The following is a 26,236-nucleotide window of genomic DNA, read 5'->3' as shown; positions in this document are numbered from 1 at the left end:
TGTTAGTCCAGTTCGTTGTCGAGATCGTTATTGCCAGCAGCCGCTGCAGGCGCGCCCGCTACACGGTTGTATTTCGGGCTCAGCTGGATGTAAAGAATAGCCATCACTGCGCCGATGACACCCAGTGCGACCAGGTTGAAGTTTGTGAAAGCCGCGGTGACGAAACCGAGGTAGAAGAACGGCATCAGGTAGCCTGCGCGCATCATGTTGATAACCATCGCATAACCAACCACGACGATCATGCCGCCGGCGATGTTCAGACCGCCTGTGACGACTTCAGGAATCGCATTCAGCATTCCCTGTACTTCGCTGGTGCCTACGGAGATGGCAACGATAACCGCCGGGATAGCGATACGCATTGCCTGCAGGAACAGAGAAGAAACGTGCAGCCAGGAGAGCGCCGTCAGGTTACCGTTTTCCGCCGCTTTATCCGCCGCGTGCTGGAATGCCACGGTGATGGTACGTACGATAATGGTCAGTACCTGGCCTGCTGCCGCCAGCGGAATCGCCAGCGCGATACCGGCGCCAATGCTTTGATGCCCGGCGATGACCAGAACGGTAGAGATGATGGATGCCAGTGCGGCATCAGGCGCAACGGCAGCACCGATGTTCATCCAGCCCAGAGCGATCATTTCCAGAGTACCGCCGATGATAATACCGGTTTTCATGTCCCCCAAAACGGCGCCGATTAAGGTACAGGCGATCAGCGGACGGTGGAACTGAAATTCATCAAGTACCGACTCCATACCCGCGATACATGCGACGATGAACACCAGCACAATCTGAAGAGTGGTAATCTCCATTGTACTTCTCCTATTGCTATCTTAAGTGTGAAAGCTAATTAAATGCCGGCGGTTATTTCGCCACTTTGGCAATTAAATCCATCATTTTCAGTTTCGGATCGGTGGAAACTTTACGCACCTCAAGCTCGATGCCGCGCTCGTTGAGCTTTTTAAAGGCTTCGATATCCTTTTCATCGACGGAAACGGCGTTGTTCACCTGCGTTTTACCTTGACGATAGGCCATACCGCCAATGTTCACGGAAGTGACTTTCACGCCGCCCTCAACGATGCGCTCGACGTCGGTAGGATTGGTAAACAGAAGCATCACGCGTTCGCCGGCGTATTTCGGGTTATTGTAGACGCGAATCATCTTCGCGACGTCAACCACATGCGCCGTAACGCCCGGCGGCGCAACTTGCGTCAGCAGCGTTTTACGTACGGTATCCGCCGCGACTTCATCGCTCACAACAATAATACGGCTGACATTGGTCTCTTTGGTCCAGCGGGTAGCGACCTGACCGTGAATGAGGCGGTCATCAATACGGGCAAGCCCGATAACCATATAATCATTCGGGCCCATCGGTTTTGCCGGCGTGGCCGCTTTTGGCGCGGCGGCGACTGGCGCTGGCGCGGCTTTTTCTACCGGTTTCGCTTTCAGCGCTTTTACGCCTTCACGACCGGTTTCTACCGCCAGTGCGACCAGCTCGTCAAAGCTTGGATCGTCGTCACGAGCCATAAACGTTTCGACCAGCATCGGGATGTTGACGCCGGCAATAACTTCATAGCGCTCTTTATCGACGACAATGCGGCTGGCAGCATTAAACGGACTGCCTCCCCATGTATCAACGAGAAATAGCACGCCTTTACTGGTATCGAGTTTAGCCAACTGAGCGTTGTACTTTTCGATCAGCGTTTCGGCATTTTCGCCTGGAACGAAATCGATCCAGCCGACGTTTTCCTGCTCGCCTAACAGCATTTCGGCTGTTTTAAGTAACTGCTCTGCAGCCCAACCATGTGTGCCTATAACAATAGCAATGGTCACTTGCTACCTCCTTTATTATTGTCAACACATCAACTTGACAGATGTATTTTTTGAATCGCCGTCCGCAAGCGAATCGATTCAGATGAGGGTTACAACGAAAAACGCATGATTTTCGTGAATTATTTTAGATATCGAAAAAAATATTTTGTGTGATGGAGATCCGTAATTTTGTTTTCGATAATGAGAAATTTCGAAGTGTAAAATATCCCGGTTACATCTCTTTGCAAAGGAAGGTAAATCTTTGCCAAAAACCAGTTGTCTCTGTTATGTTTAGCTTCCGTTTAATTAGAATGGGGTATAGGGCAGCAGCCCGTTGTATGGATCGTCACCGACGTCATTTCACTCTTTGGCCGTTTTGCGCCTGTCAATCTGGCATATCTTGCCATAGCCTTACTTTGTTTATTGCGTTACCGCCTGCATCCTTTGAGATGTTGTGGGCGCCGTTTAGTCATTCCTTAAGCAGGAGCTTGTCATGGAATTATTAATGGATCCCTCAATTTGGGTGGGTTTACTCACGCTCGTCGTCCTGGAAATTGTCCTGGGTATCGATAACCTGGTCTTTATCGCGATCCTCGCCGATAAATTGCCGCCAAAGCAGCGTGACAAAGCGCGTCTTATCGGGCTCTCGCTGGCGCTGATTATGCGTCTGGCGCTGCTGTCCATTATTTCGTGGCTGGTGACCTTAACAAAGCCGCTCTTTACCGTCTGGGATTTTACCTTCTCCGGCCGTGATTTAATTATGCTGCTGGGCGGTATATTCCTGCTGTTTAAAGCGACCACCGAGCTGCATGAACGTCTGGAAAACCGCGAGCATGACACCGGACACGGTAAAGGCTATGCGAGCTTCTGGGTGGTAGTCACGCAGATTGTCATCCTGGATGCGGTCTTCTCGCTGGACGCCGTGATTACGGCGGTAGGTATGGTAAACCATCTGCCGGTTATGATGGCGGCGGTGGTGATTGCGATGGCGGTGATGCTACTGGCGTCAAAACCGCTGACCCGTTTTGTCAACCAGCATCCGACGGTGGTGGTGCTCTGTCTGAGTTTCCTGCTGATGATCGGCTTGAGTCTGGTGGCGGAAGGGTTCGGTTTCCATATTCCGAAAGGCTACCTGTACGCGGCAATTGGTTTCTCGATCGTTATCGAGGTGTTTAACCAGATTGCGCGCCGCAACTTTATTCGTCATCAGTCCACGTTGCCGCTGCGCGCGCGTACTGCGGACGCTATCCTGCGTCTGATGGGCGGTAAACGTCAGGCAAGTACGCAACATGAGACGGATAGCCCGGCCGCGATATCGGTGTCGGAAGGCGCCTTCGCCGAAGAAGAACGCTACATGATTAACGGCGTACTGACTCTGGCGTCGCGCTCCCTGCGCGGCATTATGACGCCGCGAGGCGAAATTAGTTGGGTGGATGCGAATCTCAGCGTAGCTGAAATCCGTCAGCAGTTACTCTCTTCTCCGCATAGCCTGTTCCCGGTATGTCGGGGCGAGCTGGATGAAATTATCGGTATCGTTCGGGCGAAAGAGTTGCTGGTGGCGCTGGAAGAGGGCGCGGACGTTGCGGCTATCGCCGCGTCTTCCCCGGCGATAGTGGTGCCGGAAACGCTTGATCCTATCAATCTGTTAGGCGTTTTGCGTCGCGCGCGCGGCAGTTTCGTTATCGTCACGAACGAGTTCGGCGTGGTGCAGGGGCTGGTTACGCCGCTGGATGTGCTGGAAGCGATTGCCGGTGAGTTCCCGGATGCCGATGAAACGCCGGAAATCGTTGCCGATGCCGAGGGCTGGATAGTGAAGGGCGGCACCGATCTTCATGCGCTACAGCAGGCGCTGGAAGTTGACCATCTGGTGAACGAAGAGGGCGATATTGCGACGGTCGCGGGGTTAGTGATCGCCGCTAATGGCCATATTCCTCGTGTAGGCGATGTCATTGATGTTCCGCCACTGCGGATCACCATTGTCGAGGCCAACGACTACCGTGTCGATCTGGTTCGGATTGTTAAAGAACAGCCTGCCCACGACGAAGAGGAATAACGTCACACGCAGGAATCAAGTCTATAGATGCGGCATCGCGGACATAATCTGTCCGTTATGCCGGGCGGGCGGCGGCGCGCTGCCCGCCAGCCACTGTGGAAATTCGCTAATGGGCATCGGCTTCGCATAGAGATAGCCCTGTAACATTTGCACGCCATGCTGGCGCAAATGCTGTGCCTGCGTCTGGTTTTCGACCCCTTCCGCCACCAGTTCAATATTCAGTCTTTGCCCCAGCGCGATAATAATATCGGTCACCGTTGAATTGACCGCATCGGTACCGATGGCGGCGGTGAAGGATTTATCGATTTTCAAAATATCCGGCCGCAGTTTTTCCAGCCAGGAGAGCGAGCTGTTTCCTGTGCCAAAATCATCGATGGCTAACTTGACGCCTTTACGATGCAGCTCGCGCATCAGGCGGTAATCAACGTCAAGCAACGCGTCGCGTTCCGTGAGCTCCAGCACCAGTTGCTGAACAGGTTCCGCACTAAACCAGTACTGATTAAGATCCTTGAGAAGCACGCCGTGTCGGAAATGGCTTGCCGCCACATTGATGCCGATATGAAACTGATGGTTGATGGGGAAGTAGTGCCGCTGCCGAATGGTTTCCGCAATCACATAGCGGGTCAGCGGTGCTATCAGGTTATGCTCCTCGGCGATAGGAATAAAAACATCCGGTGAGATCCAGCCCTGGCGCGGGTTATTCCAGCGTAACAGGATCTCAACGCCGGTACACTGCTGCGTGCGGGCATTAAGCAACGGCTGACAAAATAGCTCAAACTCCCGTTCGGCAAGGGCCAGATTAATCTCCCAGGAAAAGCTCATTCTGCTGGCCGTTGCCAGCCAGGCGATATAACCGATCAACAGGCTAAGCAATACGGCCAGCGGTAACTGTGTCGGGAGATGTTTGAACGCCAGTACGCCTGCCGACGGCCCGCTGACGCTGATAGTAAAAGGGAAATGCCGCGATGAAAGCTGGTAACGCTCTTCATCTTTTTTTAATTCCGGAAGAGTATCGACCACGCCCCGACCATATAACAGGTGCCGTTTGCCGACCGTCAGGCTGGCGCTGGTAATTTGCGGCTGCTGCGGCTCAAGTAGCATAGTCGCCAGCAAGTCAATATTCACAATTTCCATCACGCCATCCTGGCCATCGGCAGAGGCGGGATACCACTGAATGAGGATCGGGCTTCCCTTGAGTAACGATTGGTCCGTGGAAAGTAGCAGCAGATCGCCAGCTGCGGGAAGATCGGGCTGAAGCTGGCGTATGGGAGTATTACGGGCGCCAAAAATGCTTGAGCAGTAGAGAATTCCCTCTTTTACCAGCCCGATAGAACGAATGGTTTGCAGGCGGGCGGCTTGCTTACGCAACGGCAAATGCGCGGTCGCGCACGGAAGCTCAAGTAAGGGTAGCAGTATGTTTCGTCCGACCAGGAGAGGATGCAGCACATTATCCAGCGCATCAACGGCATGATTCGCGAATGCAACCGTGCGATGGTGATTTAAGTTCCGCTCCGAAATAAATCGGATGCTCAGCGTAAGAATGAGCGTGACCAGTGCACAAATCGTGCAAACAATGAAACGATTACGGCGATAATGATTGATGATCCGTTGTGCTGTTTGCATGCGGGCCGCCCAATAAGCGTTGGCGACAAAAGCCAACCGCGACACAGCAAGTGTAGTGGGGAAACGTGGAGTCGACGAGGAAGAGATAAAAATTTCGCCCATCCGTAGCAGATGGGCGAAGGGAGGGGAAATGGCGTTTAATCACACTGGACTTTAATGGCCAACCCGCCGCGCGACGTTTCGCGGTATTTGGCGTTCATGTCTTTTCCGGTCTCGTACATCGTTTCGATGACTTTATCCAGCGAGACGCGCGGCGCGCTGGTTCGACGCATGGCCATACGCGCAGCGTTGATCGCTTTAACCGAAGCAATGGCGTTACGCTCAATACACGGCACCTGCACCTGACCGGCAACCGGGTCGCAGGTCAGCCCCAGGTTATGCTCCATGCCGATTTCAGCGGCAACGCAAACCTGTTCCGGGCTGGCGCCCAACAATTCAGCAAGGCCTGCCGCCGCCATCGAACAGGCGACCCCGACTTCTCCCTGACAGCCGACTTCCGCGCCGGAAATAGACGCGTTCATCTTATACAGCGCGCCAATAGCGCCTGCCGCCAGGAAGTAGCGGGTGTAAATATCCGGGCTGACTGATTCAATAAAATGGTCGTAGTAAGCCAGTACCGCAGGAACGATGCCGCACGCGCCATTGGTTGGCGCCGTCACGACGCGGCCGCCTGCGGCGTTCTCTTCGTTCACCGCCAGAGCAAACATGTTCACCCAGTCAATGACGTTCATCGGATCGTTGGAAAGCTTATCGCTGGAAACCAGCATACGACGCAGCGCGGAGGCGCGACGCGGTACGCGCAGCGGCCCCGGCAGAACGCCTTCGGTATTCATACCGCGATCAATACAAGCCTGCATGGTTTGCCAGACGTGACCGAAATACTCTTCAATCTCTTTCTTGCTATGCAGCGCCAGTTCGTTTTGCATCACCATGCCGGAGAGTGAAAGGCCGGTACTGTTGCAATACTCCAGCATTTCTTTCGCCGATTTAAACGGATAAGGTACAGTAACCTCATTCGTCGCTTCCTGGCCGAAATGCTCTTCATCAACGATAAAGCCGCCGCCGATGGAATAGTACGTCTTGCTATAAATGACCGTGTCGTCATGCCAGGCGTGGATCTGCATCCCGTTTTCATGCAGCGGCAAATTGCCGTTGTGAAAACGCATTCCGTCATCTTTCGGGAAGTCGACTTCGTGACGTCCCTGGGCCAGTAACAGACGCCCGCGCGTTTCGACGTCGCGAATAAAACCGGGGATACTATCAATATCCACGGTAGCGGGTTCATTACCCGCCAGACCCATAATAATGGCGATATCGGTATGGTGACCTTTCCCCGTCAGCGACAGCGAGCCGTAGACATCGACAGCGACGCGGGTAACGTTATCCAGTAATCCTTTTTCGACCAGGTCATCGACGAACTGTTTACCGGCCTTCATCGGGCCAACAGTGTGGGAAGAGGAGGGACCAATCCCTACCTTAAACATGTCGAATAGGCTAATCACGATAATACTCCTGACAGGGCAACCGGGGTTTCCGGTTACGATGTTATAACTGCGCATAGTGTAAGAGGGAACGCTGGCATCAGCTTAACTATTCACATGAATTAAACTAATGAATAACCGCGTTTTTACTAATATTGCGACAGTAATCTCAAGTCGTGTCTTGCGCGCGTAAAGTTAAGTATATACACGTTGCCCTTCAGGCTGCCTCTTTGGGGGAGGCGATTGTTACCGCCTTGAGGCAACGTGAATGGCGTTGTGTACAGTCAGGGCTTTACGCCGATTTGCAGCGCCAGCTCACGAAGAATGTTTGCGGTCATGCCCCAGACGAAATAATGCTCATACCAGGAGAGCCATACGCGGTGCGAATTGCCGCGACGGTAAACATCAAGCGGATGATATCGACCCAGTTGCAACGCTTGCGCCAGCGGCATTTCAAACACCGCAGACACTTCGTCTTCACTGGCGCGCCAGGGAAGATTTGGCGGAATAATGCCGACCACCGGGGTGACCTGAAAACCGGTCACGCTGTCTACCGGCGGTAAAACGCCAATCACTTCCACGGCTTGCGGCGGGATGGCGACTTCCTCCTGCGCTTCGCGAAGCGCTGCGGCGATAAGCGAAGCATCGGTACTGTCCACGGCCCCGCCGGGAAAGGCGACCTGTCCGGCGTGTTTGCGCAAATGAATAGCCCGCTGGGTCAATAGCAGCCCCGGCTGGGGGCGGCGAACCACAGGGATCAGTACGGCGGCCTGACGTTGATTCAACGTTTCATGGGGCATCTGCGGGCGCAAAAGCTGAAAGCGCGATAAGAAATGATCGAGCGTCAGACGGCTGGTATCCACGTATTAGTTCTCCAGTGGGTGCAGGATACGATTAACTTTATCAAAAGTTTCCTGATATTCCGCTTCTTCCTTGCTATCGGCCACGATACCGCCGCCGGCTGAGCAATAGAGTTGGCCCTGCGTTGCCGTGACGGTGCGGATAGTAATACTGGTATCCATCTTGCCGCAGAAACTCAGATAACCGATGCTACCGCACCAGGCGTTGCGTCGCTGCGGCTCCAGTTCGTCGATAATTTCCATCGCCCGCACTTTAGGCGCGCCGGTAATGGAGCCGCCGGGGAAAGCCGCGCGCAGCAGGTCGGTAGCATGAAGCGAGTCCGGTAAACGGGCGGTAATGGTGCTAACCAGATGGTGAACGGCAGGAAATGGTTCGACGACGAACAGTTCCGGCACTTTCACCGAACCTGGTACGGCGACCCGGCCAATATCGTTACGCATCAAATCGACGATCATCAAATTTTCAGCGCGATCTTTCATTGAGTTGGCCAGTTTCTGCGCCTGCTGACGATCCGCCTGCGGATCGTTAAGCCGTGGAAGCGTACCTTTGATCGGGCGCGTCTGGATATGACCATTCTCCAGTTGGATAAAACGCTCGGGAGAAAGGCTCAATATGGCGCCGTCATGTAAACGAAGAAAGGCGCTGAACGGGGCGCGATTTGCGCGGTTAAGGCGTTCGAAAGCCTGCCACTCATCACCCTCGTAGCTCGCCTGAAAACGCTGGGAAAGATTGACCTGATAGCAGTCCCCGCTGTGCAGCCAGGCCTGCACCTGACGAAACTTCTCGCCATACTCGCAACGCGTCATATTGGATTGCCAGGCCGAGGTAAGCCTGAAGGGCGTTCGGGTTGGCGCGCGCTGGCTGGTGAGCCAGCGATATCGGGCGTCTGCATCGTGATAGCTTATCAGCGACACTACCTGTTTATGGTGATCGACAATCAGCGCCCAGTCGTAAAGGCCAATCGCCATATCGGGTAAAGCGATATCGCGCGCGGCAGTATCGGGCAGAATTTCGAAACGCCGCCCTAAATCATAACCAAACAGACCCAGCGCGCCGCCCTGAAAGGGTAAGTCAGGGTCAGGCTGAGGATGAAAAGGCAGCGCCTCCAGTTGAGTCTGCAAAACGTGTAACGGATCGTCGAGAGTGACGGTAGTCGTGCGCGCAGTACATACCGTGGTTTCCTGCGCGCGCGTGGTCAGTGTGGTGACAGGATCGGCGACCAGAATATCAAAGCGGTTATAGGGATGAATAGCATCACCTGAATGCAGCAGCATCGCCCAGGGCAAATGGTTTACGGGCGCAAAATAGTGTTCAGCGGCGTCCGGACGCCAGGGTAAGGTGATAACAGTGGGAGATAACGTCTTCATCATTCCTGACTCGTTACAACACTACTGGCTTACCGCCGGGTAGCGTGAAATAATTAGCGCTAACAATTTAGCAGGAGTTAATCATGTTTGCAGGTTTACCTTCACTCAGTCATGAACAACAGCAAAAAGCCGTAGAACGTATCCAGGAATTGATGTCGCAAGGTATGAGCAGCGGAGAAGCGATTGCCCAGGTGGCGGGCGAACTTCGCGCCAACCATACCGGCGAACGGATAGTGGCGCGTTTTGAGGATGAAGACGAATAACCGGCTTATACCGCCGCGACAATCTTAATCTCAACTTTATATTTCGGATTCATTAACCCGGCCTGTACGGTACAGCGTACCGGCGCATGGCCTGCGACGACCCACGCATCCCACGCCTTATTCATGGCGGCAAAATCCGCTTTATCGCTCAGGAAAATAGTGGCATCCAGAATACGTGACTTACTGGAGCCCTGTTTTTCCAGCACCGCATCAATTTGCGCCAGAGTATTCGCCGTTTGCTCAAAAGCGTCGGCGTCGAGGTTTTCCGGCACGCCGGTATACCACAGCGTATTATTGTAGATCACCACGTCCGACCAACGATCTTCGGCATCAATACGCACGATAGACATTACTTATTCCTCATTTGCTTTCCATTTGAATGGCTCAAGACTGCCACAATGTGGCGCCGCCGTCACCTCTGTAACTGGCGTAAGCCTTTCTACCCTGACATAATCCCCTGTGCAAATTAACAGGGGGCAGTGTGACGGACGATTTTGCAGCAGATGGCCAACTGGCCAAAGCGATAACCGGTTTTAAACCGCGCGAACCACAGCGACAAATGGCGGTTGCCGTGACACAAGCGATTGAAAATGCGCAGCCTCTGGTTGTTGAAGCCGGCACCGGAACCGGGAAGACCTATGCTTACCTCGCTCCGGCGTTGCGCGCCGGGAAAAAAGTCATCATTTCAACCGGGTCGAAAGCGTTGCAGGATCAACTCTACAGCCGCGATCTGCCGACGGTAGCAAAAGCGTTGGCGTTTACCGGTAAGACGGCCCTGTTGAAAGGACGTTCAAACTACCTCTGCCTGGAGCGTCTGGAACAACAAGCGCTGGCGGGCGGCGATTTACCGGTACAAACGTTAAGCGACGTGATATTGCTGCGCTCCTGGTCAAATCAGACGCGGGATGGCGATATCAGCACCTGCGTCAGCGTGGCGGAGGATTCCCAGGCCTGGCAGCTGGTCACCAGTACCAACGACAACTGCCTTGGCAGCGATTGCCCGCTCTACAAAGAGTGCTTTGTGGTGAAAGCGCGTAAAAAGGCGATGGACGCGGATGTGGTGATTGTAAACCACCACCTTTTTCTTGCGGATATGGTGGTTAAAGAGAGCGGGTTTGGCGAACTTATCCCTCAGGCTGAAGTAATGATCTTCGATGAAGCCCACCAACTGCCTGACATCGCCAGCCAGTATTTCGGACAATCGCTCTCCAGCCGTCAGTTGCTGGATTTAGCAAAAGACATCACCATCGCCTACCGGACGGAACTGAAAGACACTCAACAGTTGCAAAAATGCGCCGATCGCCTTGCCCAGAGCGCCCAGGATTTTCGTCTGCAACTGGGGGAGCCCGGCTACCGGGGGAATTTGCGTGAACTGTTAGCCGACCCACGTATCCAACGGGCATTTTTACTGCTGGATGATACGCTGGAGCTTTGTTACGACGTGGCGAAACTGTCGCTGGGCCGTTCGGCGCTGCTGGATGCGGCTTTTGAACGCGCCACGCTATACCGTTCACGGCTGAAACGCTTAAAAGAGATCAATCAGCCGGGATACAGCTACTGGTATGAGTGCACCTCGCGCCATTTCACCCTGGCGCTGACGCCGCTCACCGTGGCGGACAAATTCAAAGAGGTGATGGAACAGAAGCCCGGTAGCTGGATTTTTACCTCGGCCACGTTGTCGGTAAATGATGATCTTCACCACTTTACCGCCCGTCTTGGAATTGAACAGGCAGAATCCATGCTGCTGCCCAGCCCATTCGACTATACGCGCCAGGCGTTACTCTGCGTACCGCGTAACCTACCGCAAACCAACCAGCCCGGCGCGGCGCGACAGTTGGCGGCTATGCTCAGGCCGATTATCGAAGCCAATAACGGGCGATGTTTTATGCTGTGCACCTCACACGCCATGATGCGCGATCTGGCGGAGCAGTTTCGTGCCACCATGACGCTGCCGGTATTGTTGCAAGGGGAAACCAGTAAAGGCCAACTGTTACAGCAATTTGTTAGCGCCGGCAACGCGCTGCTCGTCGCCACCAGCAGCTTCTGGGAAGGGGTGGACGTGCGCGGCGATACGTTATCTTTGGTGATTATCGACAAATTGCCGTTTACTTCCCCGGACGACCCGCTGTTAAAAGCGCGAATGGAAGACTGTCGTTTGCGCGGCGGCGATCCGTTTGATGAGGTTCAACTGCCCGACGCGGTGATTACGCTGAAGCAGGGGGTGGGGCGGCTGATTCGCGATGCGGACGATCGCGGGGTGTTAGTGATTTGTGATAACCGGCTGGTGATGCGGCCCTATGGCGCCACGTTTCTCGCCAGCCTGCCTCCTGCGCCGCGCACGCGTGATATCGCCCGTGCCGTTCGCTTTCTTGCGATTCCATCCGCCGAGTAATTTGTTACGGAGTATGGTAAGATGCGCGCTATTTTATTGATCTAAGCACGAAACCTCATGCGAATTCTGGCTATCGATACCGCCACAGAGGCCTGTTCTGTCGCCCTGTGGAACAACGGTACTATCAATGCTCACTTTGAGCTTTGTCCACGAGAACACACTCAACGTATCCTGCCCATGGTGCAGGAAATTCTGGTCGCCAGCGGCGCCTCGCTCAATGAGATAGATGCGCTGGCGTTTGGGCGCGGTCCGGGCAGCTTTACCGGCGTGCGTATCGGTATTGGTATTGCGCAAGGGCTGGCGTTAGGGGCAAATCTGCCGATGATCGGTGTTTCGACGCTTGCCACGATGGCGCAGGGCGCGTGGCGTAAAACCGGCGCGACCCGCGTACTCGCCGCGATTGACGCGCGAATGGGAGAAGTGTACTGGGCGGAATACCAGCGTGATGCGCAGGGCGTCTGGCAGGGCGAAGAGACGGAAGCGGTGCTGAAACCGGAACGGGTCGGCGAGCGGTTGAAACAGCTTTCCGGCGAGTGGGCGACGGTAGGAACGGGTTGGTCCGCCTGGCCCGATCTGGCGAAGGAGTGCGGCCTGACGCTTCATGATGGGGAGGTGTCGCTCCCGGCAGCGGAAGATATGTTGCCCATCGCCAGTCAAAAGCTGGCGGCAGGAGAGACCGTTGCCGTGGAACATGCCGAGCCGGTTTATTTGCGTAACGAAGTGGCGTGGAAGAAACTTCCCGGCAAAGAATGACTCTCACTACTATTACCCCCCATACTTTATGCTGTGGGGTGGAATAGAGGTCGAGAAAAAGGAGTCGCATCATGGCGGTTCAAAAACGGTTAATAAAAGGGGCGCTGGCGTGCGCTTTTGCGCTTATGCTGAGCGGTTGCGTGACTATCCCGGATGCCATTAAAGGTTCGAGTCCGACGCCGCAGCAGGATTTGGTGCGGGTGATGAATGCGCCACAGCTCTATATCGGGCAAGAGGCGCGTTTTGGCGGCAAAGTTGTGGCGGTACAAAATCAGCAGGGAAAAACCCGGCTTGAAATCGCGACCGTACCGCTCGACAGTGGCGCGCGTCCTGTTCTGGGCGAAGCCTCGCGCGGCAGAATTTTTGCCGATGTGAACGGTTTTCTGGACCCGGTGGACTTCCGTGGCCAGTTAGTTACCGTTGTCGGCCCGATAACCGGCACGGTTGACGGTAAAATCGGCAATACGCCGTATAAATTTATGCTGATGCAGGCTACCGGTTATAAACGCTGGCATCTTGTTCAGCAGGTCGTCATGCCTCCACAGCCGATCGATCCGTGGTTTTACGGCGGACGCGCCTGGCCTTATGGCTATGGCGGTTGGGGGTGGTATAACCCTGGACCCGCAGAGGTTCAGACGATAGTAACAGAGTAAATCTTTGTTTTATCAATAAAAGAAACAGCGGCTGGTCCGCTGTTTCTGCATTCATAGAGACATAATAAAAATAAATAGTGACGCGCTTCGCAACCTTTCAGTTGCGTAATTAATAAACTGGTACGCTGAGTTAATATAATGTTAACGACTTGTTTATTAACTGGGGTTGTGATGACGACGAACACTCATTTTAGAGGTGATGCATTGAAGAAGGTTTGGCTTAACCGTTATCCTGCTGATGTTCCGGCGGAGATCAACCCTGACCGTTATCAATCCCTGGTTGAACTGTTTGAACATGCGGCGACGCGCTATGCCGATCAGCCTGCGTTCGTCAATATGGGGGAGGTAATGACCTTCCGTAAATTAGAAGAACGTAGTCGGGCATTTGCGGCTTATTTACAACAAGGGCTGGGACTCAAAAAAGGCGACCGTGTGGCGCTGATGATGCCAAACCTGTTGCAGTATCCCGTCGCGCTATTTGGTATTTTACGCGCCGGCATGATTGTGGTGAACGTTAACCCGCTTTACACGCCGCGCGAACTTGAGCATCAGCTTAACGATAGCGGCGCGGCGGCAATCATTATTGTTTCTAACTTTGCCCATACGCTGGAAAAAGTAGTCGAGAAAACGTCGGTACAGCACGTTATTCTGACGCGGATGGGCGACCAGCTTTCTACCGCCAAAGGTACGGTTGTTAACTTTGTCGTGAAATACATCAAGCGTCTGGTGCCAAAATACCACTTGCCAGATGCGATCTCGTTTCGCAGCGCGCTACAGCATGGCTACCGTATGCAGTATGTCAAACCCGAGGTTGTCGCTGAAGATCTGGCTTTCCTGCAATATACCGGCGGTACGACGGGCGTGGCGAAAGGCGCGATGTTGACCCACCGCAATATGCTGGCGAATCTGGAGCAGGTGAAAGCGACCTATGGGCCGCTGCTGCACCCGGGGAAAGAGCTGGTAGTGACCGCGCTGCCGCTGTATCATATTTTTGCCTTAACCATGAACTGTCTGCTTTTTATCGAGCTGGGTGGGCAAAACCTGCTGATTACCAATCCGCGTGATATCCCCGGCCTGGTCAAGGAGCTGGCGAAATATCCATTTACGGCGATGACTGGCGTTAATACGCTATTCAACGCCCTGCTCAATAATAAAGAGTTTCAACAGCTGGATTTTTCTTCGCTGCATCTGTCAGCCGGCGGCGGGATGCCGGTGCAAAACGTCGTTGCGGAACGTTGGGTAAAGCTGACCGGGCAATACCTGCTGGAAGGTTACGGGCTGACCGAGTGCGCCCCGCTGGTGAGCGTCAACCCGCATGATATTGATTATCACAGCGGCAGTATCGGCCTGCCAGTACCGTCAACAGAAGCCAAACTGGTGGATGACGATGACAACGAAGTCGCGCCGGGTGAGGCCGGAGAGCTTTGCGTGAAAGGCCCGCAGGTTATGCTGGGATACTGGCAGCGTCCTGACGCGACGGATGAAATCATTAAAGATGGCTGGCTGCATACGGGCGATATTGCGGTTATGGATGAAGACGGCTTTCTGCGGATTGTCGATCGTAAGAAAGATATGATTCTGGTTTCTGGTTTCAACGTTTATCCAAACGAAATTGAAGATGTGGTGATGCAGCATTCTGGCGTGCAGGAAGTCGCGGCGGTTGGCGTGCCTTCCGGTAGTAGCGGCGAAGCGGTGAAGCTTTTTGTGGTTAAGAAAGATCCAGCATTGACTGACGATGCGTTGATCACCTTCTGCCGTCGCCATCTGACCGGATATAAAGTGCCCAAACAGGTCGAGTTTCGCGAGGAATTACCAAAATCTAACGTTGGGAAAATTTTACGACGAGAACTGCGTGACGAAGCCCGTGGCAAAGTAGACAATAAAGCCTGAGCGTTAAGTCAGCTAACGAGAGACGCCGGTTAAGCCGGCGTTTTTTTTGGCGCGAACCAAAGAGAACACGATTTGAATTACCAAATGATTGAAACGGACGATGCGCTGGCGAGCCTGTGTGAAGCTGTCCGCACATGTCCGGCTATTGCTTTAGATACGGAATTTGTCCGTACCCGCACCTATTACCCGCAGTTAGGATTGATCCAGTTATTTGACGGGGCAAATGTCGCCCTGATCGATCCGCTCGGCATCAGCGACTGGTCGCCGTTAAAAGCGGTGTTGCGCGATACGGGAATCACCAAATTTCTGCACGCGGGTAGCGAAGATCTGGAAGTATTTCTGAATGCGTTTGGCGAACTGCCGGAGCCCCTGATTGATACGCAAATTCTGGCGGCGTTTTGCGGGCGTCCGCTGTCGTGGGGGTTTGCGGCGATGGTAGAAGAGTATACGGGCGTGGCGCTGGATAAAAGCGAGTCTCGTACCGACTGGTTAGCCCGGCCTTTAAGCGAACGTCAGTGTGAATACGCGGCGGCGGATGTCTGGTATCTGTTACCGATCGCCAAAAAGCTGATGATTGAAACTGAAGCCGCAGGATGGCTGCCTGCCGCGCTTGATGAATGCCGATTGATGCAGCAGCGTCGTCAGGAGATTCAGGCGCCGGAAGAAGCATGGCGGGATATCACCAATGCCTGGCAACTGCGTACTCGCCAGTTAGCCTGTCTGCAACTTTTAGCTGACTGGCGGATACGTAAGGCGCGTGAGCGCGATATGGCGGTGAACTTTGTTGTGCGTGAAGAAAACCTGTGGGCGGTCGCGCGTTATATGCCGGGCAGTCTCGGTGAGCTGGATAGCCTGGGGCTTTCCGGCAGCGAGATTCGTTTTCACGGCAAGACGTTGATATCGCTGGTGGCGAAAGCACAGGCGTTACCGGAGGAGGCATTGCCGGAACCCCTGTTGAATCTGATGGACATGCCGGGCTATCGCAAAGCGTTTAAGGCCATCAAAGCGCTGGTGGCGGAGGTGAGCGCGTCGCATCACGTCAGCGGCGAGCTACTGGCATCGCGTCGGCAGATTAATCAGTTGCTTAACTGGCACTGGAAATTAAAACCGCAAAATGGGCAACCGGAATTGATTTCCGGCTGGCGCGCCGAACTGATGGCGGAGAAGTTAACTCTTCTGTTGCAGGAGTATCCGCGTTAACGGCGGTAATTTCCGGGAAAACGGCCAGTGAAATAAATGTCCGTATTCGGAATAATGTAAAAAAATAAAAAAGGCAGATTCTTCTGCCTTTTTTAATCCAGGAATTTTCCCATAAAAGAGCTTATTTTGACTCTTCGGCTTCCGGCAGCGTTACGTTAAGTTCAAGGATGGAGATATCACCATCTTTTTGCTCAAGCTGGACGGTAACCATTTCCGGATCGATTTGTACGTATTTACAAATGACCTCAAGAATATCTTTACGTAACTGCGGTAAATAATGCGGTTCGGCATCGCTACGGCGACGTTCCGCGACAATGATTTGCAACCGCTCTTTTGCAATATTAGCGGTACTCTTTTTCCGCGAGAGAAAAAAATCCAGTAATGCCATAATTTATCCTCCGAACAGGCGTTTGAGGAAACCTTTCTTCTCTTCTTCAATGAAGCGGAAAGGACGTTCTTCTCCCAACAGACGATCTACGGTATCTGCATAGGCTTTACCCGCATCCGCAGTGGCGTCAAGAATCACCGGTTCGCCCTGGTTCGATGCGCGCAGTACGGATTGATCTTCCGGGATCACCCCGACGAGTTTAATACGCAGAATCTCCAGTACATCTTCCATGCTGAGCATGTCGCCTTTATTGACGCGGCCTGGATTGTAGCGCGTCAACAGGAGATGTTCTTTAATCGGTTCTTCGCCATTTTCTGCGCGACGAGATTTCGATGCCAGAATACCCAGAATACGGTCCGAGTCACGGACAGAAGAGACTTCCGGGTTAGTCGTGATGATCGCTTCATCGGCAAAATAGAGCGCCATCAGCGCCCCGGTTTCGATACCCGCCGGCGAGTCGCAAACGATGAACTCAAAGTCCATCGCTTTCAGTGAGTCCAGTACCTTAGCGACGCCTTCGCGCGTTAGCGCGTCTTTATCCCGGGTCTGCGACGCCGGAAGAATGAAGAGATTTTCAGTACGCTTATCTTTGATCAGCGCCTGATTCAGTGTCGCATCGCCCTGAATGACGTTTACAAAATCGTAAACGACACGACGTTCGCACCCCATAATCAGATCGAGGTTACGCAGTCCGATATCAAAATCAATGACGACAGTTTTCTTTCCCTTCTGGGCCAAACCTGTAGCGATGGCCGCGCTGGAGGTGGTCTTGCCAACGCCCCCTTTACCCGAAGTAACAACAATAATGCGTGCCATAAAAATTCCTTGTTAAAAAGGGATCAATTCAACGGTTGAACTGTCAAAGCGTTGTCTGCTAAACGCAGGCGCGCCGCTTTGCCATAAAATTCTGCCGGGATTTTATCACTCAGCCAGTAAACACCTGCGATAGAGACCAGTTCTGCCGTCAGATGGGTACAAAAAATTTGCGCTTCCCGATCGCCGCTCGCCCCTGCCAGCGCGCGACCTCTCATCATGCCATAGACATGGATATTGCCGTCAGCGATAAGCTCTGCGCCAGCGCTGACGTGACTTGTAACAATCAGATCACATTGTGGAGCATAAATGCGCTGACCGGAACGAACCGGAACATCAATTAATCGCGTTTTTGTGATGGGATTAGCGTTTTGCGGCGGTTCGCTGGGCGTTGCCGGCTCAACGGGCGCAGGCCGAACCGCTTTCTCTTTACCTTCAGTCAGTAAAGGAAGACCCATCCGATCGATTTCTACTTTCAGGCTGGCGTCTTTACAGCCGCTCACGCCGATAATGCGTAAGCCGGTTGAGGTCACGATCTTATGCAGTTCCGGCCAGTTTACCGGGCTTTCAAGACCGCTAACGTTAATAACGACAGGGGCGTGTTTTAAAAACGCAGGAGCCTGCGCTATTTTGTCTTCTAACGCCTGACGAATAACCTCTGGTTCCGCTTCATGCAAATGAACCACTGATAAGGTGAAGCTACTGCCTTTAAGCTCGATTGGCGTGTTTGACATCCTGGCCTTACTCAATTTGCTATTTATCATCTCCGATACGGAGTGATATTCCGAAGTCCAGAAGGCATGTTATAGTCAGTATTATATTGAGGCAAGTCACCATCCCGTTAATTCAGAGTAAAAGTATGTTTTGTGTGATCTATCGAAGTAGCAAGCGCGATCAAACCTATTTGTATGTCGAAAAAAAAGACGATTTTTCGCGGGTGCCTGAAGCATTGATGAAAGGATTCGGTCAGCCGCAGTTAGCGATGATGCTGCCGCTTGATGGACGTAAAAAATTAGTCAATGCCGAGCTCGAAAAAGTAAAACAGGCGTTAAGCGAGCAGGGCTATTATTTACAATTGCCGCCGCCGCCGGAAGATTTGCTGAAACAACATCTTTCTTCGGTGGGACAAAATACGTCGCCCGCTGACCGTTAAACGGTATTCGGCGCCGCGCCTGAATTCCATCATGATCTTAGGGGAAAATATGTATCAACATCGTAACTGGCAAGGCGCCTTGCTTGATTACCCGGTAAGTAAAGTGGTCTGCGTGGGCAGTAATTACGCAAATCACATCAAGGAGATGGGCAGCGCGACGCCGGAAGAACCCGTGCTTTTTATCAAGCCGGAAACCGCATTGTGTGATATTCGCCAGCCGCTGGCGATTCCGGCGGATATGGGCGCTGTTCATCATGAAGTTGAGCTTGCCGTGCTGATTGGCGCAACGCTCCGCCAGGCGACCGAAGATCATGTATGTAAAGCGATAGCCGGTTATGGCGTGGCGCTTGATTTAACCCTGCGCGATATTCAAGGGAAAATGAAAAAGGCCGGACAGCCCTGGGAAAAAGCCAAAGGTTTTGATAACGCATGTCCGATTTCAGGCTTCATCCCTGTCGCGGCCTTCTGCGGCGATCCGCAAAATACGGTTATCGGACTTAACGTTAATGGCGAGGTTCGCCAGCAAGGGTCGACCGCGGATATGATTCATCCTATTGTGCCCCTTATCGCCTATATGAGCCGCTATTTTACGCTCAAAGCCGGGGACGTGGTGCTAACCGGCACGCCGGCAGGCGTGGGGCCATTATTGAGCGGCGATGAGCTGGACATTCGTTTTAATGGCGAAACATTGTCTACCCGCGTTCTGTAAAATCTGCTTGCCGCCTTCAGCGGCGGTAAAACTTGCATCTGCAGGCCAGACTGGTTATAAGGTGCAGCTTTAGTGCAATGGCGGATACTTTAATGAGCGATACACCTTTCTGGCAACGTAAAACCCTGGATGAAATGACCGATGCCGAGTGGGAGTCGCTGTGCGATGGCTGCGGTCAATGCTGCCTGCATAAGCTGATGGATGAAGATACAGATGAAATCTACTTCACCAACGTGGCGTGCAGGCAATTAAATATTAAAACGTGCCAGTGCCGTCATTATGAGCGCCGTTTTGAATTTGAACCCGACTGTATCAAACTCACTCGCGAAAACTTGCCAGACTTTGAATGGTTGCCGATGACCTGCGCCTACCGTTTGTTGGCGGAAGGTAAGCCCTTGCCGACGTGGCATCCGCTGCTGACTGGATCGAAAGCTGCTATGCATGGCGAGCGAATTTCTGTCCGTCATATCGCGGTTAAAGAATCTGAAGTACGGGACTGGCAGGATCATATTTTAAATAAACCGTCGTGGGCAGAATAAGTCTTCGGCAAAACGGCTGATTGTTTACAATTCTTTAATTTACGCCGGGCGCCCCCTGAAATCAGGAATTGCGTGCAAATTCCGTCACCTGGCGTTATCACTGCCTTCTACTCCTCCCTGACGCGCCTTGTCGCTGCGCTCGCGCACGTATGGTGGCGACTCTATACTTTCAAAGCAGTATATCGCTGCCTATCCTGAGGAGTTACCCCATGAATAACCAACCGTTGCGCGTTTCAAAGGATCAGCCCAGGAAGCCTGATAAGACACCCGAAGACGAAGGAAAAAATCCAAAGAAAAACCAAAAGTAGTGCTGTAGGGTATCTTTAATAACTATGGTTCGTTGGAGGCTTTATGTCTGAACGTCCTGATTTAGTCGATCCATTACCAGAGGATGAGCCGCTTCCTGGTGAAAATATTCCGGATACGCCAGAGGGAGACGATCCTCTCGACCCGGATACCCAGAATGAGGTTGAAGATCCTCGTAGATAGCGTCTTGTGCTATTAACCAACCGCCTGATGCACCGTCTGTGCCAGGCGGTTTTTTACATCTTCTAAAGCGAAACATCCTGATAATCCTCAGAAAGATAGCCTATAATTTTTTGTACGTTAAAATAGTAGCGCGTCCATGACGACACTGTCTTATTGCGCTTAGCCGTTTGCGAGTTCAAAGGAGGAAATCAATGAACAGCGAAGAGTTGACACATAAAGCAGAAGAGGAAATCGCGGCACTCATTAGCAAAAAGGTTGCCGAACTACGGAAGAAAACCGGGCAAGAGGTTTCCGAAATAGAGTTCGCGCCGCGAGAAACGATGAAAGGGCTTGAGGGATACCACGTTAAAATTAAACTACTCTAGCGTTTAATTAGCGCCATTAATCACCTGGCTACTGGGCGGGACGCCGCCCAGTGGTGACTGGTTTACCGATGTCAGGCTTTTTTCTGTTGATACATTTCCTCGCCCTGATGGTCTTCCTCTACCCAAAAATGAATGTTGAACCGCGCATCATCGCTCAGCTCTACCCGATGCCAGTATTGCGGCGGACTGGTGGCGAATTGCCCGGCATTAATCACCACTTTCACTTCTGGTTCTGTCGCGGTTTCATTCGCAAAGCCATAGTAGGTCACGGTGCCTTCCATCACGCAGAGTTGTCCGAAAACGCCTGCCGCTGTGTTGTGATGAGAGAGCAGTGCCGCCGGAACATTCTCTTTGGTGAAAAAGGGGGTAGAGCGTTTAACTTTCCAGTTTGCCGGGATGCGTAAGTGGGACATAAGACATCTCCCTGATGTGGTGATTAAAAGATGTATTTAATATACACCTTTTAATCACTGGCAAACAACGCTTCGGGCAAAAAAAACGCTCCCGAAGGAGCGTGTGTATCAACGACCGAACAGGTCGCGTTTTTTAGGCTTAAATGCCTGGGCTATGACGACGGCTATCGCCACCACAAGGTAAGCGGCAAAGATCCCCAACAGCCATTGCGGCATCTCCAGCGTTAAAAACGACCACTGGCGTTCGGCGCAATCACCGGATGCCACAAACACCTGCGGCAGCCATTTACCCAACGGCAACCAGTCTGGAAAGCGCGCCATAAAGTCACAGGTCATGAACGGCGAGGGATGCAACTGAATCATCGTATGTTCATACGCCAGTTGTAGACCCCGCCAGGCGCTGTAAATCCAGATAACCATTGCCACGTATCGCAGCGGCGTTTTCGGCGCTATTGCGCCGACCAGACCCGCGCCCATCACGCCAAACAGGGCGCAACGTTCGTAAATACATAGCACGCAAGGTTTAAGTAACATGACGTGCTGGAACCACAGCGCCACCATTTCCAGCGCCAGGGCGGTAAACGCCATCAGTAACCATGCGCCCCGACCCCGTGAGCACTGGTTTAAAAATCGCAACATAATAATTTCCCTGCAACATGCGTAGAGACCGCAGTGTAAACCAATTCAATTCGTGCGCCACTAGCGGGAAATGAAATAATGTGTAATTGGATAATTATCAGGCAAAAATCGGAGCCGGGCGGTGTATTGCCCGGCCAAACGTTACGAAAGCGTTGCTAACCATCCTGCCTGAGTCATCCATTCGGTGGCCGGCGCAAGAGTGAATTCGACGCACAGTAGCCCTATCAGGGTCAGTACGATAGTGTACGGTAACGCCATCCAGACCATACGGCCATAGGAGAGACGGATTAACGGCGCCAGCGCGGAGGTCAGCAGGAATAAGAATGCCGCCTGACCATTTGGCGTCGCTACCGATGGCAGGTTAGTACCGGTATTGATGGCCACGGCTAAAAGCTCAAACTGTTTTAAGCTGATAGCGCCGTTTTCCATTGCCGCCTTCGCTTCGTTGATATAAATGGTGCCGACAAAGACGTTATCTGAGATGGAGGACAACAGGCCGTTAAAGAGATAGAACAGCGTTAGCTGCGCGTGTTCAGAGGCTTGCAAGACGAACTGAATAATCGGCGCGAAAAGATGTTGATCGATAATAACCGCCACAATGGAGAAGAAAACGGTTAACAGCGCAGTAAACGGCAGCGACTCGGTAAACGCTTTGCCGATGGCGTGTTCATCGGTGACACCCGTTAACGCGGTGGCCAGAATAATGACCGACAGACCAATCAGTCCCACCTCCGCGAGATGGAGGGCGAGGGCGGTAACCAGCCAGACGCCAATAATCGCCTGGACTATTAGTTTAATTTTATCCTGGCGGGTGCGCTTCTTACGGCTTTGATCGTCGAATTGCTGTAAAACGTCGCGGACTTTTTCGGGCAACGTTTCGCCATAGCCAAACCAGCGCATTTTCTCGACCAGCATACAGGTTAACAGTCCACATACCAGTACCGGGACGGTGACAGGCGACATCCGCAAAAAAAAGTCGCCGAAATGCCAGCCAGCCGCTTTAGCGATGATCAGGTTTTGCGGCTCCCCGACCATGGTCATGACACCGCCCAGCGCCGTCCCCACGCCTGCATGCATCATCAGGCTACGCAAGAATCCGCGGAATTGCTCCAGCACCGTTTTGTAATGCGGATCGATATGGCTGTCGTCCAGCATATCGTTCTCTTCGCCGCGCGATGAGGCCACACGATGGTAAATCCCGTAAAAACCGACGGCGACGCTGATCACCACCGCAACGACGGTAAGCGCGTCAAGGAAAGCCGACAAGAACGCGGCGGCGACGCAAAAGGCCAGCGACAGAACCATCTTCGAGCGGATACTGAGTAACAGACGGGTAAAAATAAACAGCAATAACTGCTTCATAAAGTAGATGCCTGCCACCATAAACATCAGCAGCAGCAAGACTTCCAGGTTGGCGGCAACCTCTTCACGTACATGGGCGGCGCTGGTCATGCCGATGATAACGGCTTCAATGGCCAGTAACCCGCCGGGCAGCAGGGGGTAACACTTTAACGCCATCGCCAGGGTGAAGATAAATTCTGCCACCAGCAGCCAACCGGCAACAAAGGGATTAGCTAAGAAAATGAATGGGTTAACAATTAAAAAGACAAGTAGTGCCAGTTTGTACCAGTCGGGCGACTGGCCTAAAAAGTTGCGCCACATGGCGCGACCCCATGAGATCTCCATGAAATTTTTCCTTACCTAGAAAAATGAAATAGCGTTTTTATGTTTAAACACAGAGAGTAGCGAGCGCGACGAATGCAAGCAAGTCCTTAACGATATTGGCAGGCGATATCAGAAATGGTGCCTTGATCCCCTTTTTCTTCATTGCGTCCGCTATCAGGTGTTACGCCCGTCTGGTATGATGAGTACAACTATGTTTTGCTGTGTAATGGAAATCTCACTATGGTCATTAAGGCGCAGAGCCCGGCGGGTTTCGCGGAAGAGTATATTATTGAAAGTATCTGGAATAACCGCTTTCCTCCTGGCACGATCTTACCGGCAGAACGAGAACTCTCCGAACTGATCGGCGTGACGCGCACGACATTACGCGAGGTGTTACAGCGGCTGGCGCGAGATGGCTGGCTGACCATTCAGCATGGCAAACCGACAAAGGTTAATAATTTTTGGGAAACGTCAGGGCTGAATATCCTTGAAACGCTGGCCCGCCTTGATCATGAAAGCGTTCCGCAACTGATCGACAATTTGTTGTCGGTGCGTACCAATATTTCTACTATCTTTATTCGTACCGCGTTGCGTCAACACCCGGATAAGGCGCAGGAAGTGCTGGCCACTGCCCACGAAGTGGCCGACCATGCCGATGCATTCGCCGATCTGGACTATAACATCTTTCGTGGTCTGGCATTCGCCTCCGGCAATCCTATTTACGGCTTGATCCTGAACGGCATGAAAGGGTTATACACCCGCATTGGTCGCCACTATTTCGCCAATCCGGAAGCGCGCAGTCTGGCACTGGGTTTCTATCATAAATTATCGTCGTTATGCGAGCAGGGCGCGCACGACCAGGTGTATGAAACGGTGCGACGTTACGGGCATGACAGCGGCGAGATTTGGCATCGGATGCAGAAAAATCTGCCCGGCGATTTAGCGATTCAGGGACGATAATCCCGCGATGCCCGGTAAGCGCAAACACTACCGGGCAGCATCTCGATTACAGCATGTTCATGCGCGGCGGACAACGCTCCAGCAGTTCTACGCTGCCATCCTCATTTTGTTGCTCCAGCATCACATCAAAGCCCCATAACCGATGCACATGTTTCAGCACCTCTTTGCGGCCTTTATCCAGCGGTGCGCGGTTATGCGGGATATAACGCAACGTCAGCGATCTGTCGCCGCGTAAATCCACATTCCAGACCTGAATATTCGGCTCCAGGTTGCTCAGGTTATACTGTGACGACAGTTTTGATCGAATCTCCCGATAACCTTCTTCGTTATGAATGGCGGAGATCTCCAGATAATTATGCCTGTCATCATCAAGTACCGTGAAGAAACGGAAATCACGCATCACTTTTGGCGACAGGAACTGGCTGATAAAGCTTTCATCTTTAAAATCGCGCATGGCGAAGTGCAGCGTTTCCAGCCAGTCGGAACCGGCAATATCCGGAAACCAGTATTTATCTTCATCCGTGGGCGACTGACAAATACGTTTGATATCCTGGAACATGGCAAAGCCGAGCGCATAGGGGTTAATTCCGCTATACCAGGGGCTATTATAGGGCGGCTGAAATACGACATTGGTATGGCTGTGTAAAAACTCCAGCATAAAGCGTTCCGTCACTTTGCCTTCATCATACAGATGGTTCAGGATGGTGTAGTGCCAGAAGGTCGCCCAGCCCTCGTTCATGACCTGCGTCTGTTTCTGCGGATAAAAATACTGGCTGACTTTACGCACGATGCGCAGAATTTCGCGCTGCCACGGCTCGAGCAACGGGGCGTTTTTCTCCATAAAATAGAGCAGGTTTTCCTGCGGTTCAGCGGGAAAGCGGCGTGCTTCGGCGACAGTTTTTTCTTCCTCGCGTTTTGGCAGCGTGCGCCACAGCATATTCACCTGGCTTTGTAGATACTCTTCCCGGCTTTTTTGTCGCGCTTTCTCTTCCTGCAACGAGATTTTCTGCGGACGCTTATAGCGATCGACGCCGTAATTCATCAGCGCGTGGCAGGAGTCGAGCAGTTTTTCTACTTCATCCACTCCGTAGCGTTCTTCACAGCGGGTAATGTAATTCCGGGCGAAAATCAGGTAATCGACGATAGAACTGGCATCCGTCCAGCTCCGGAAGAGATAATTATTTTTAAAAAAGGAGTTGTGGCCGTAACAGGCGTGCGCCATGACCAGCGCCTGCATGGTGATGGTGTTTTCTTCCATCAGGTAGGCAATGCAGGGATTAGAGTTGATCACAATTTCATAAGCCAGTCCTTGTTGACCATGCTTATACAGACGTTCCGTCTCAATGAACTTTTTGCCAAACGACCAGTGCGGATAGTTGATCGGCATCCCGACGCTGGAGTAGGCGTCCATCATCTGTTCGGAAGTGATGACTTCAATTTGGTGCGGGTAAGTATCCAGTTGGTAGAGCTTCGCCACGCGGTCTATCTCTGCCAGATAGACATCCAGCAGATCAAATGTCCAGTCGGGTCCATCGCTCAAACGTGTGGTGTCCTTGTTCATGGAATCAATCGTTGCCATTCGCGCACCCTCATTGTTGGCGACGCTCTCTGTATGGAGCGCCTCCTTTCAAGCATAGAACACCATGTTAAAAAACGACTTGATCGTGAAAACTTTTCTTTGCGATTTCCTCCACTCTGCACGGCAAAAAAACGGGTATTGGCATCATTTTATGCTGTATAGCCATGCCGCGTAGCAGGAGATCC

The 26,236-nt window shown here is 52.6% G+C and carries 28 protein-coding genes; 14 read left to right on the top strand and 14 right to left on the bottom strand.

All coding sequences use genetic code 11. From position 1 onward, the window contains the following. Positions 1–2 precede the first annotated feature (2 nt). Both manY and manX read right to left on the bottom strand, forming a co-directional pair. A complete protein-coding gene (manY, locus tag ABVN44_RS09135; protein WP_000406918.1) occupies positions 3–803 on the bottom strand; it encodes a PTS mannose transporter subunit IIC in 801 nt (266 codons plus the stop codon). Positions 804–855: 52 nt separating this feature from the next. Continuing rightward, on the bottom strand, positions 856–1,824 hold the full coding sequence (manX, locus tag ABVN44_RS09130) for a PTS mannose transporter subunit IIAB (RefSeq protein WP_000150523.1): 969 nt from the start codon (positions 1,822–1,824) through the stop codon (positions 856–858). A 152-nt stretch (positions 1,825–1,976) separates the two neighbouring features. Between manX and ABVN44_RS09125 the strand changes: the two genes are divergently transcribed. Next, positions 1,977–2,309: a protein YoaL gene (locus tag ABVN44_RS09125; RefSeq protein WP_011233029.1), complete on the top strand. Its 333-nt coding sequence runs from the start codon at positions 1,977–1,979 to the stop codon at positions 2,307–2,309. Further along, the gene (gene yoaE / locus ABVN44_RS09120) at positions 2,297–3,856 is read left to right on the top strand and encodes a CNNM family cation transport protein YoaE (RefSeq protein ID WP_000421815.1); all 1,560 of its coding nucleotides are present in this window, start codon (positions 2,297–2,299) and stop codon (positions 3,854–3,856) included. Before ABVN44_RS09125 ends, yoaE begins: the two co-directional genes overlap by 13 nt. Before the next feature lie 21 nt (positions 3,857–3,877). Here the strand turns inward: yoaE and ABVN44_RS09115 are convergent, their stop codons facing one another. The 4 genes from ABVN44_RS09115 to pabB form a co-directional block, all read right to left on the bottom strand. Next, the gene (locus ABVN44_RS09115) at positions 3,878–5,479 is read right to left on the bottom strand and encodes an EAL domain-containing protein (RefSeq protein ID WP_001192519.1); all 1,602 of its coding nucleotides are present in this window, start codon (positions 5,477–5,479) and stop codon (positions 3,878–3,880) included. A gap of 137 nt (positions 5,480–5,616) precedes the next feature. Continuing rightward, on the bottom strand, positions 5,617–6,981 hold the full coding sequence (gene sdaA / locus ABVN44_RS09110) for an L-serine ammonia-lyase (protein ID WP_023231925.1): 1,365 nt from the start codon (positions 6,979–6,981) through the stop codon (positions 5,617–5,619). Positions 6,982–7,244: 263 nt separating this feature from the next. Further along, positions 7,245–7,823 carry a CoA pyrophosphatase gene (locus ABVN44_RS09105; protein WP_000381534.1) on the bottom strand — a complete coding sequence of 193 codons (579 nt, stop codon included), beginning with the start codon at positions 7,821–7,823 and terminating at the stop codon, positions 7,245–7,247. Between the two features lie 3 nt (positions 7,824–7,826). Further along, positions 7,827–9,191, bottom strand: a complete 1,365-nt coding sequence (gene pabB, locus ABVN44_RS09100) for an aminodeoxychorismate synthase component 1 (protein WP_000978460.1) — start codon at positions 9,189–9,191, stop codon at positions 7,827–7,829. Positions 9,192–9,271: 80 nt separating this feature from the next. Here pabB and ABVN44_RS09095 point away from each other — a divergent pair, with 80 nt between their 5' ends. Then, a complete protein-coding gene (locus ABVN44_RS09095; RefSeq protein WP_000457328.1) occupies positions 9,272–9,451 on the top strand; it encodes a YoaH family protein in 180 nt (59 codons plus the stop codon). A 5-nt stretch (positions 9,452–9,456) separates the two neighbouring features. Here ABVN44_RS09095 and ABVN44_RS09090 read toward each other — a convergent pair whose 3' ends face one another. Next, positions 9,457–9,801: a RidA family protein gene (locus ABVN44_RS09090; protein WP_000029550.1), complete on the bottom strand. Its 345-nt coding sequence runs from the start codon at positions 9,799–9,801 to the stop codon at positions 9,457–9,459. 131 nt (positions 9,802–9,932) lie between these two features. On the opposite strand from ABVN44_RS09090, the gene ABVN44_RS09085 reads away from it, so the two are divergent. The 5 genes from ABVN44_RS09085 (at position 9,933) to rnd (ending at position 16,339) form a co-directional block, all read left to right on the top strand. Next, on the top strand, positions 9,933–11,843 hold the full coding sequence (locus ABVN44_RS09085; protein ID WP_023231923.1) for an ATP-dependent DNA helicase: 1,911 nt from the start codon (positions 9,933–9,935) through the stop codon (positions 11,841–11,843). Positions 11,844–11,900: 57 nt separating this feature from the next. Next, positions 11,901–12,596 carry a tRNA (adenosine(37)-N6)-threonylcarbamoyltransferase complex dimerization subunit type 1 TsaB gene (gene tsaB, locus ABVN44_RS09080; protein ID WP_001221018.1) on the top strand — a complete coding sequence of 232 codons (696 nt, stop codon included), beginning with the start codon at positions 11,901–11,903 and terminating at the stop codon, positions 12,594–12,596. A gap of 71 nt (positions 12,597–12,667) precedes the next feature. After that, positions 12,668–13,249 carry a Slp family lipoprotein gene (locus tag ABVN44_RS09075; RefSeq protein WP_000290594.1) on the top strand — a complete coding sequence of 194 codons (582 nt, stop codon included), beginning with the start codon at positions 12,668–12,670 and terminating at the stop codon, positions 13,247–13,249. A gap of 204 nt (positions 13,250–13,453) precedes the next feature. Next, the gene (gene fadD / locus ABVN44_RS09070) at positions 13,454–15,139 is read left to right on the top strand and encodes a long-chain-fatty-acid--CoA ligase FadD (protein ID WP_000758418.1); all 1,686 of its coding nucleotides are present in this window, start codon (positions 13,454–13,456) and stop codon (positions 15,137–15,139) included. 72 nt (positions 15,140–15,211) lie between these two features. Then, positions 15,212–16,339 carry a ribonuclease D gene (rnd, locus tag ABVN44_RS09065; protein WP_023232594.1) on the top strand — a complete coding sequence of 376 codons (1,128 nt, stop codon included), beginning with the start codon at positions 15,212–15,214 and terminating at the stop codon, positions 16,337–16,339. Between the two features lie 121 nt (positions 16,340–16,460). On the opposite strand, the gene minE is transcribed toward rnd, so the two are convergent. Genes minE through minC form a run of 3 tightly spaced genes read right to left on the bottom strand, consistent with a single transcriptional unit; the run spans position 16,461 to position 18,274 of the window. Then, positions 16,461–16,727 carry a cell division topological specificity factor MinE gene (gene minE / locus ABVN44_RS09060; protein WP_001185666.1) on the bottom strand — a complete coding sequence of 89 codons (267 nt, stop codon included), beginning with the start codon at positions 16,725–16,727 and terminating at the stop codon, positions 16,461–16,463. Between the two features lie 3 nt (positions 16,728–16,730). Next, positions 16,731–17,543 (bottom strand): septum site-determining protein MinD, encoded by an 813-nt coding sequence (gene minD, locus ABVN44_RS09055; RefSeq protein WP_000101047.1) that lies wholly within the window; start codon positions 17,541–17,543, stop codon positions 16,731–16,733. Positions 17,544–17,566: 23 nt separating this feature from the next. Then, a complete protein-coding gene (gene minC, locus ABVN44_RS09050) occupies positions 17,567–18,274 on the bottom strand; it encodes a septum site-determining protein MinC (RefSeq protein ID WP_000072527.1) in 708 nt (235 codons plus the stop codon). 125 nt (positions 18,275–18,399) lie between these two features. Here minC and ABVN44_RS09045 point away from each other — a divergent pair, with 125 nt between their 5' ends. From ABVN44_RS09045 to ABVN44_RS09025, 5 genes are all read left to right on the top strand, one after another. Further along, entirely contained in the window at positions 18,400–18,693 is a 294-nt protein-coding gene (locus tag ABVN44_RS09045; RefSeq protein WP_001525604.1) for a YcgL domain-containing protein, read from the top strand. A 49-nt stretch (positions 18,694–18,742) separates the two neighbouring features. After that, on the top strand, positions 18,743–19,402 hold the full coding sequence (locus ABVN44_RS09040; protein WP_001537367.1) for a fumarylacetoacetate hydrolase family protein: 660 nt from the start codon (positions 18,743–18,745) through the stop codon (positions 19,400–19,402). 92 nt (positions 19,403–19,494) lie between these two features. Then, positions 19,495–19,941, top strand: a complete 447-nt coding sequence (locus ABVN44_RS09035; RefSeq protein WP_001285703.1) for a YcgN family cysteine cluster protein — start codon at positions 19,495–19,497, stop codon at positions 19,939–19,941. Positions 19,942–20,292: 351 nt separating this feature from the next. Continuing rightward, entirely contained in the window at positions 20,293–20,430 is a 138-nt protein-coding gene (locus ABVN44_RS09030; protein ID WP_001519337.1) for a hypothetical protein, read from the top strand. 191 nt (positions 20,431–20,621) lie between these two features. Beyond that, the gene (locus tag ABVN44_RS09025) at positions 20,622–20,795 is read left to right on the top strand and encodes a GnsA/GnsB family addiction module toxin (protein WP_001083582.1); all 174 of its coding nucleotides are present in this window, start codon (positions 20,622–20,624) and stop codon (positions 20,793–20,795) included. A 71-nt stretch (positions 20,796–20,866) separates the two neighbouring features. Here the strand turns inward: ABVN44_RS09025 and ABVN44_RS09020 are convergent, their stop codons facing one another. The 3 genes from ABVN44_RS09020 to nhaB all read right to left on the bottom strand — a co-directional run bounded on the left by ABVN44_RS09020 (position 20,867) and on the right by nhaB (position 23,533). Then, positions 20,867–21,208 carry a DUF1971 domain-containing protein gene (locus ABVN44_RS09020; protein ID WP_000018967.1) on the bottom strand — a complete coding sequence of 114 codons (342 nt, stop codon included), beginning with the start codon at positions 21,206–21,208 and terminating at the stop codon, positions 20,867–20,869. A gap of 108 nt (positions 21,209–21,316) precedes the next feature. Further along, positions 21,317–21,847, bottom strand: coding sequence for a disulfide bond formation protein DsbB (gene dsbB, locus ABVN44_RS09015; RefSeq protein ID WP_000943475.1), 531 nt, complete (start codon positions 21,845–21,847; stop codon positions 21,317–21,319). Between the two features lie 141 nt (positions 21,848–21,988). Then, positions 21,989–23,533 carry a Na(+)/H(+) antiporter NhaB gene (gene nhaB, locus ABVN44_RS09010; protein WP_000406444.1) on the bottom strand — a complete coding sequence of 515 codons (1,545 nt, stop codon included), beginning with the start codon at positions 23,531–23,533 and terminating at the stop codon, positions 21,989–21,991. A 219-nt stretch (positions 23,534–23,752) separates the two neighbouring features. Between nhaB and fadR the strand changes: the two genes are divergently transcribed. Next, positions 23,753–24,472, top strand: a complete 720-nt coding sequence (gene fadR / locus ABVN44_RS09005; RefSeq protein WP_000234826.1) for a fatty acid metabolism transcriptional regulator FadR — start codon at positions 23,753–23,755, stop codon at positions 24,470–24,472. A 46-nt stretch (positions 24,473–24,518) separates the two neighbouring features. Here fadR and ABVN44_RS09000 read toward each other — a convergent pair whose 3' ends face one another. After that, on the bottom strand, positions 24,519–26,051 hold the full coding sequence (locus ABVN44_RS09000; protein ID WP_000190831.1) for a SpoVR family protein: 1,533 nt from the start codon (positions 26,049–26,051) through the stop codon (positions 24,519–24,521). Between the last annotated feature and the right edge of the window lie 185 nt (positions 26,052–26,236).

The sequence above is a fragment of the Salmonella sp. SJTUF15570 genome (assembly GCF_043357055.1).
GTDB lineage: Bacteria > Pseudomonadota > Gammaproteobacteria > Enterobacterales > Enterobacteriaceae > Salmonella > Salmonella enterica.
Note: the sequence above shows the minus strand (reverse complement) of the source record. Positions and strands in the feature narration are given on the sequence as shown.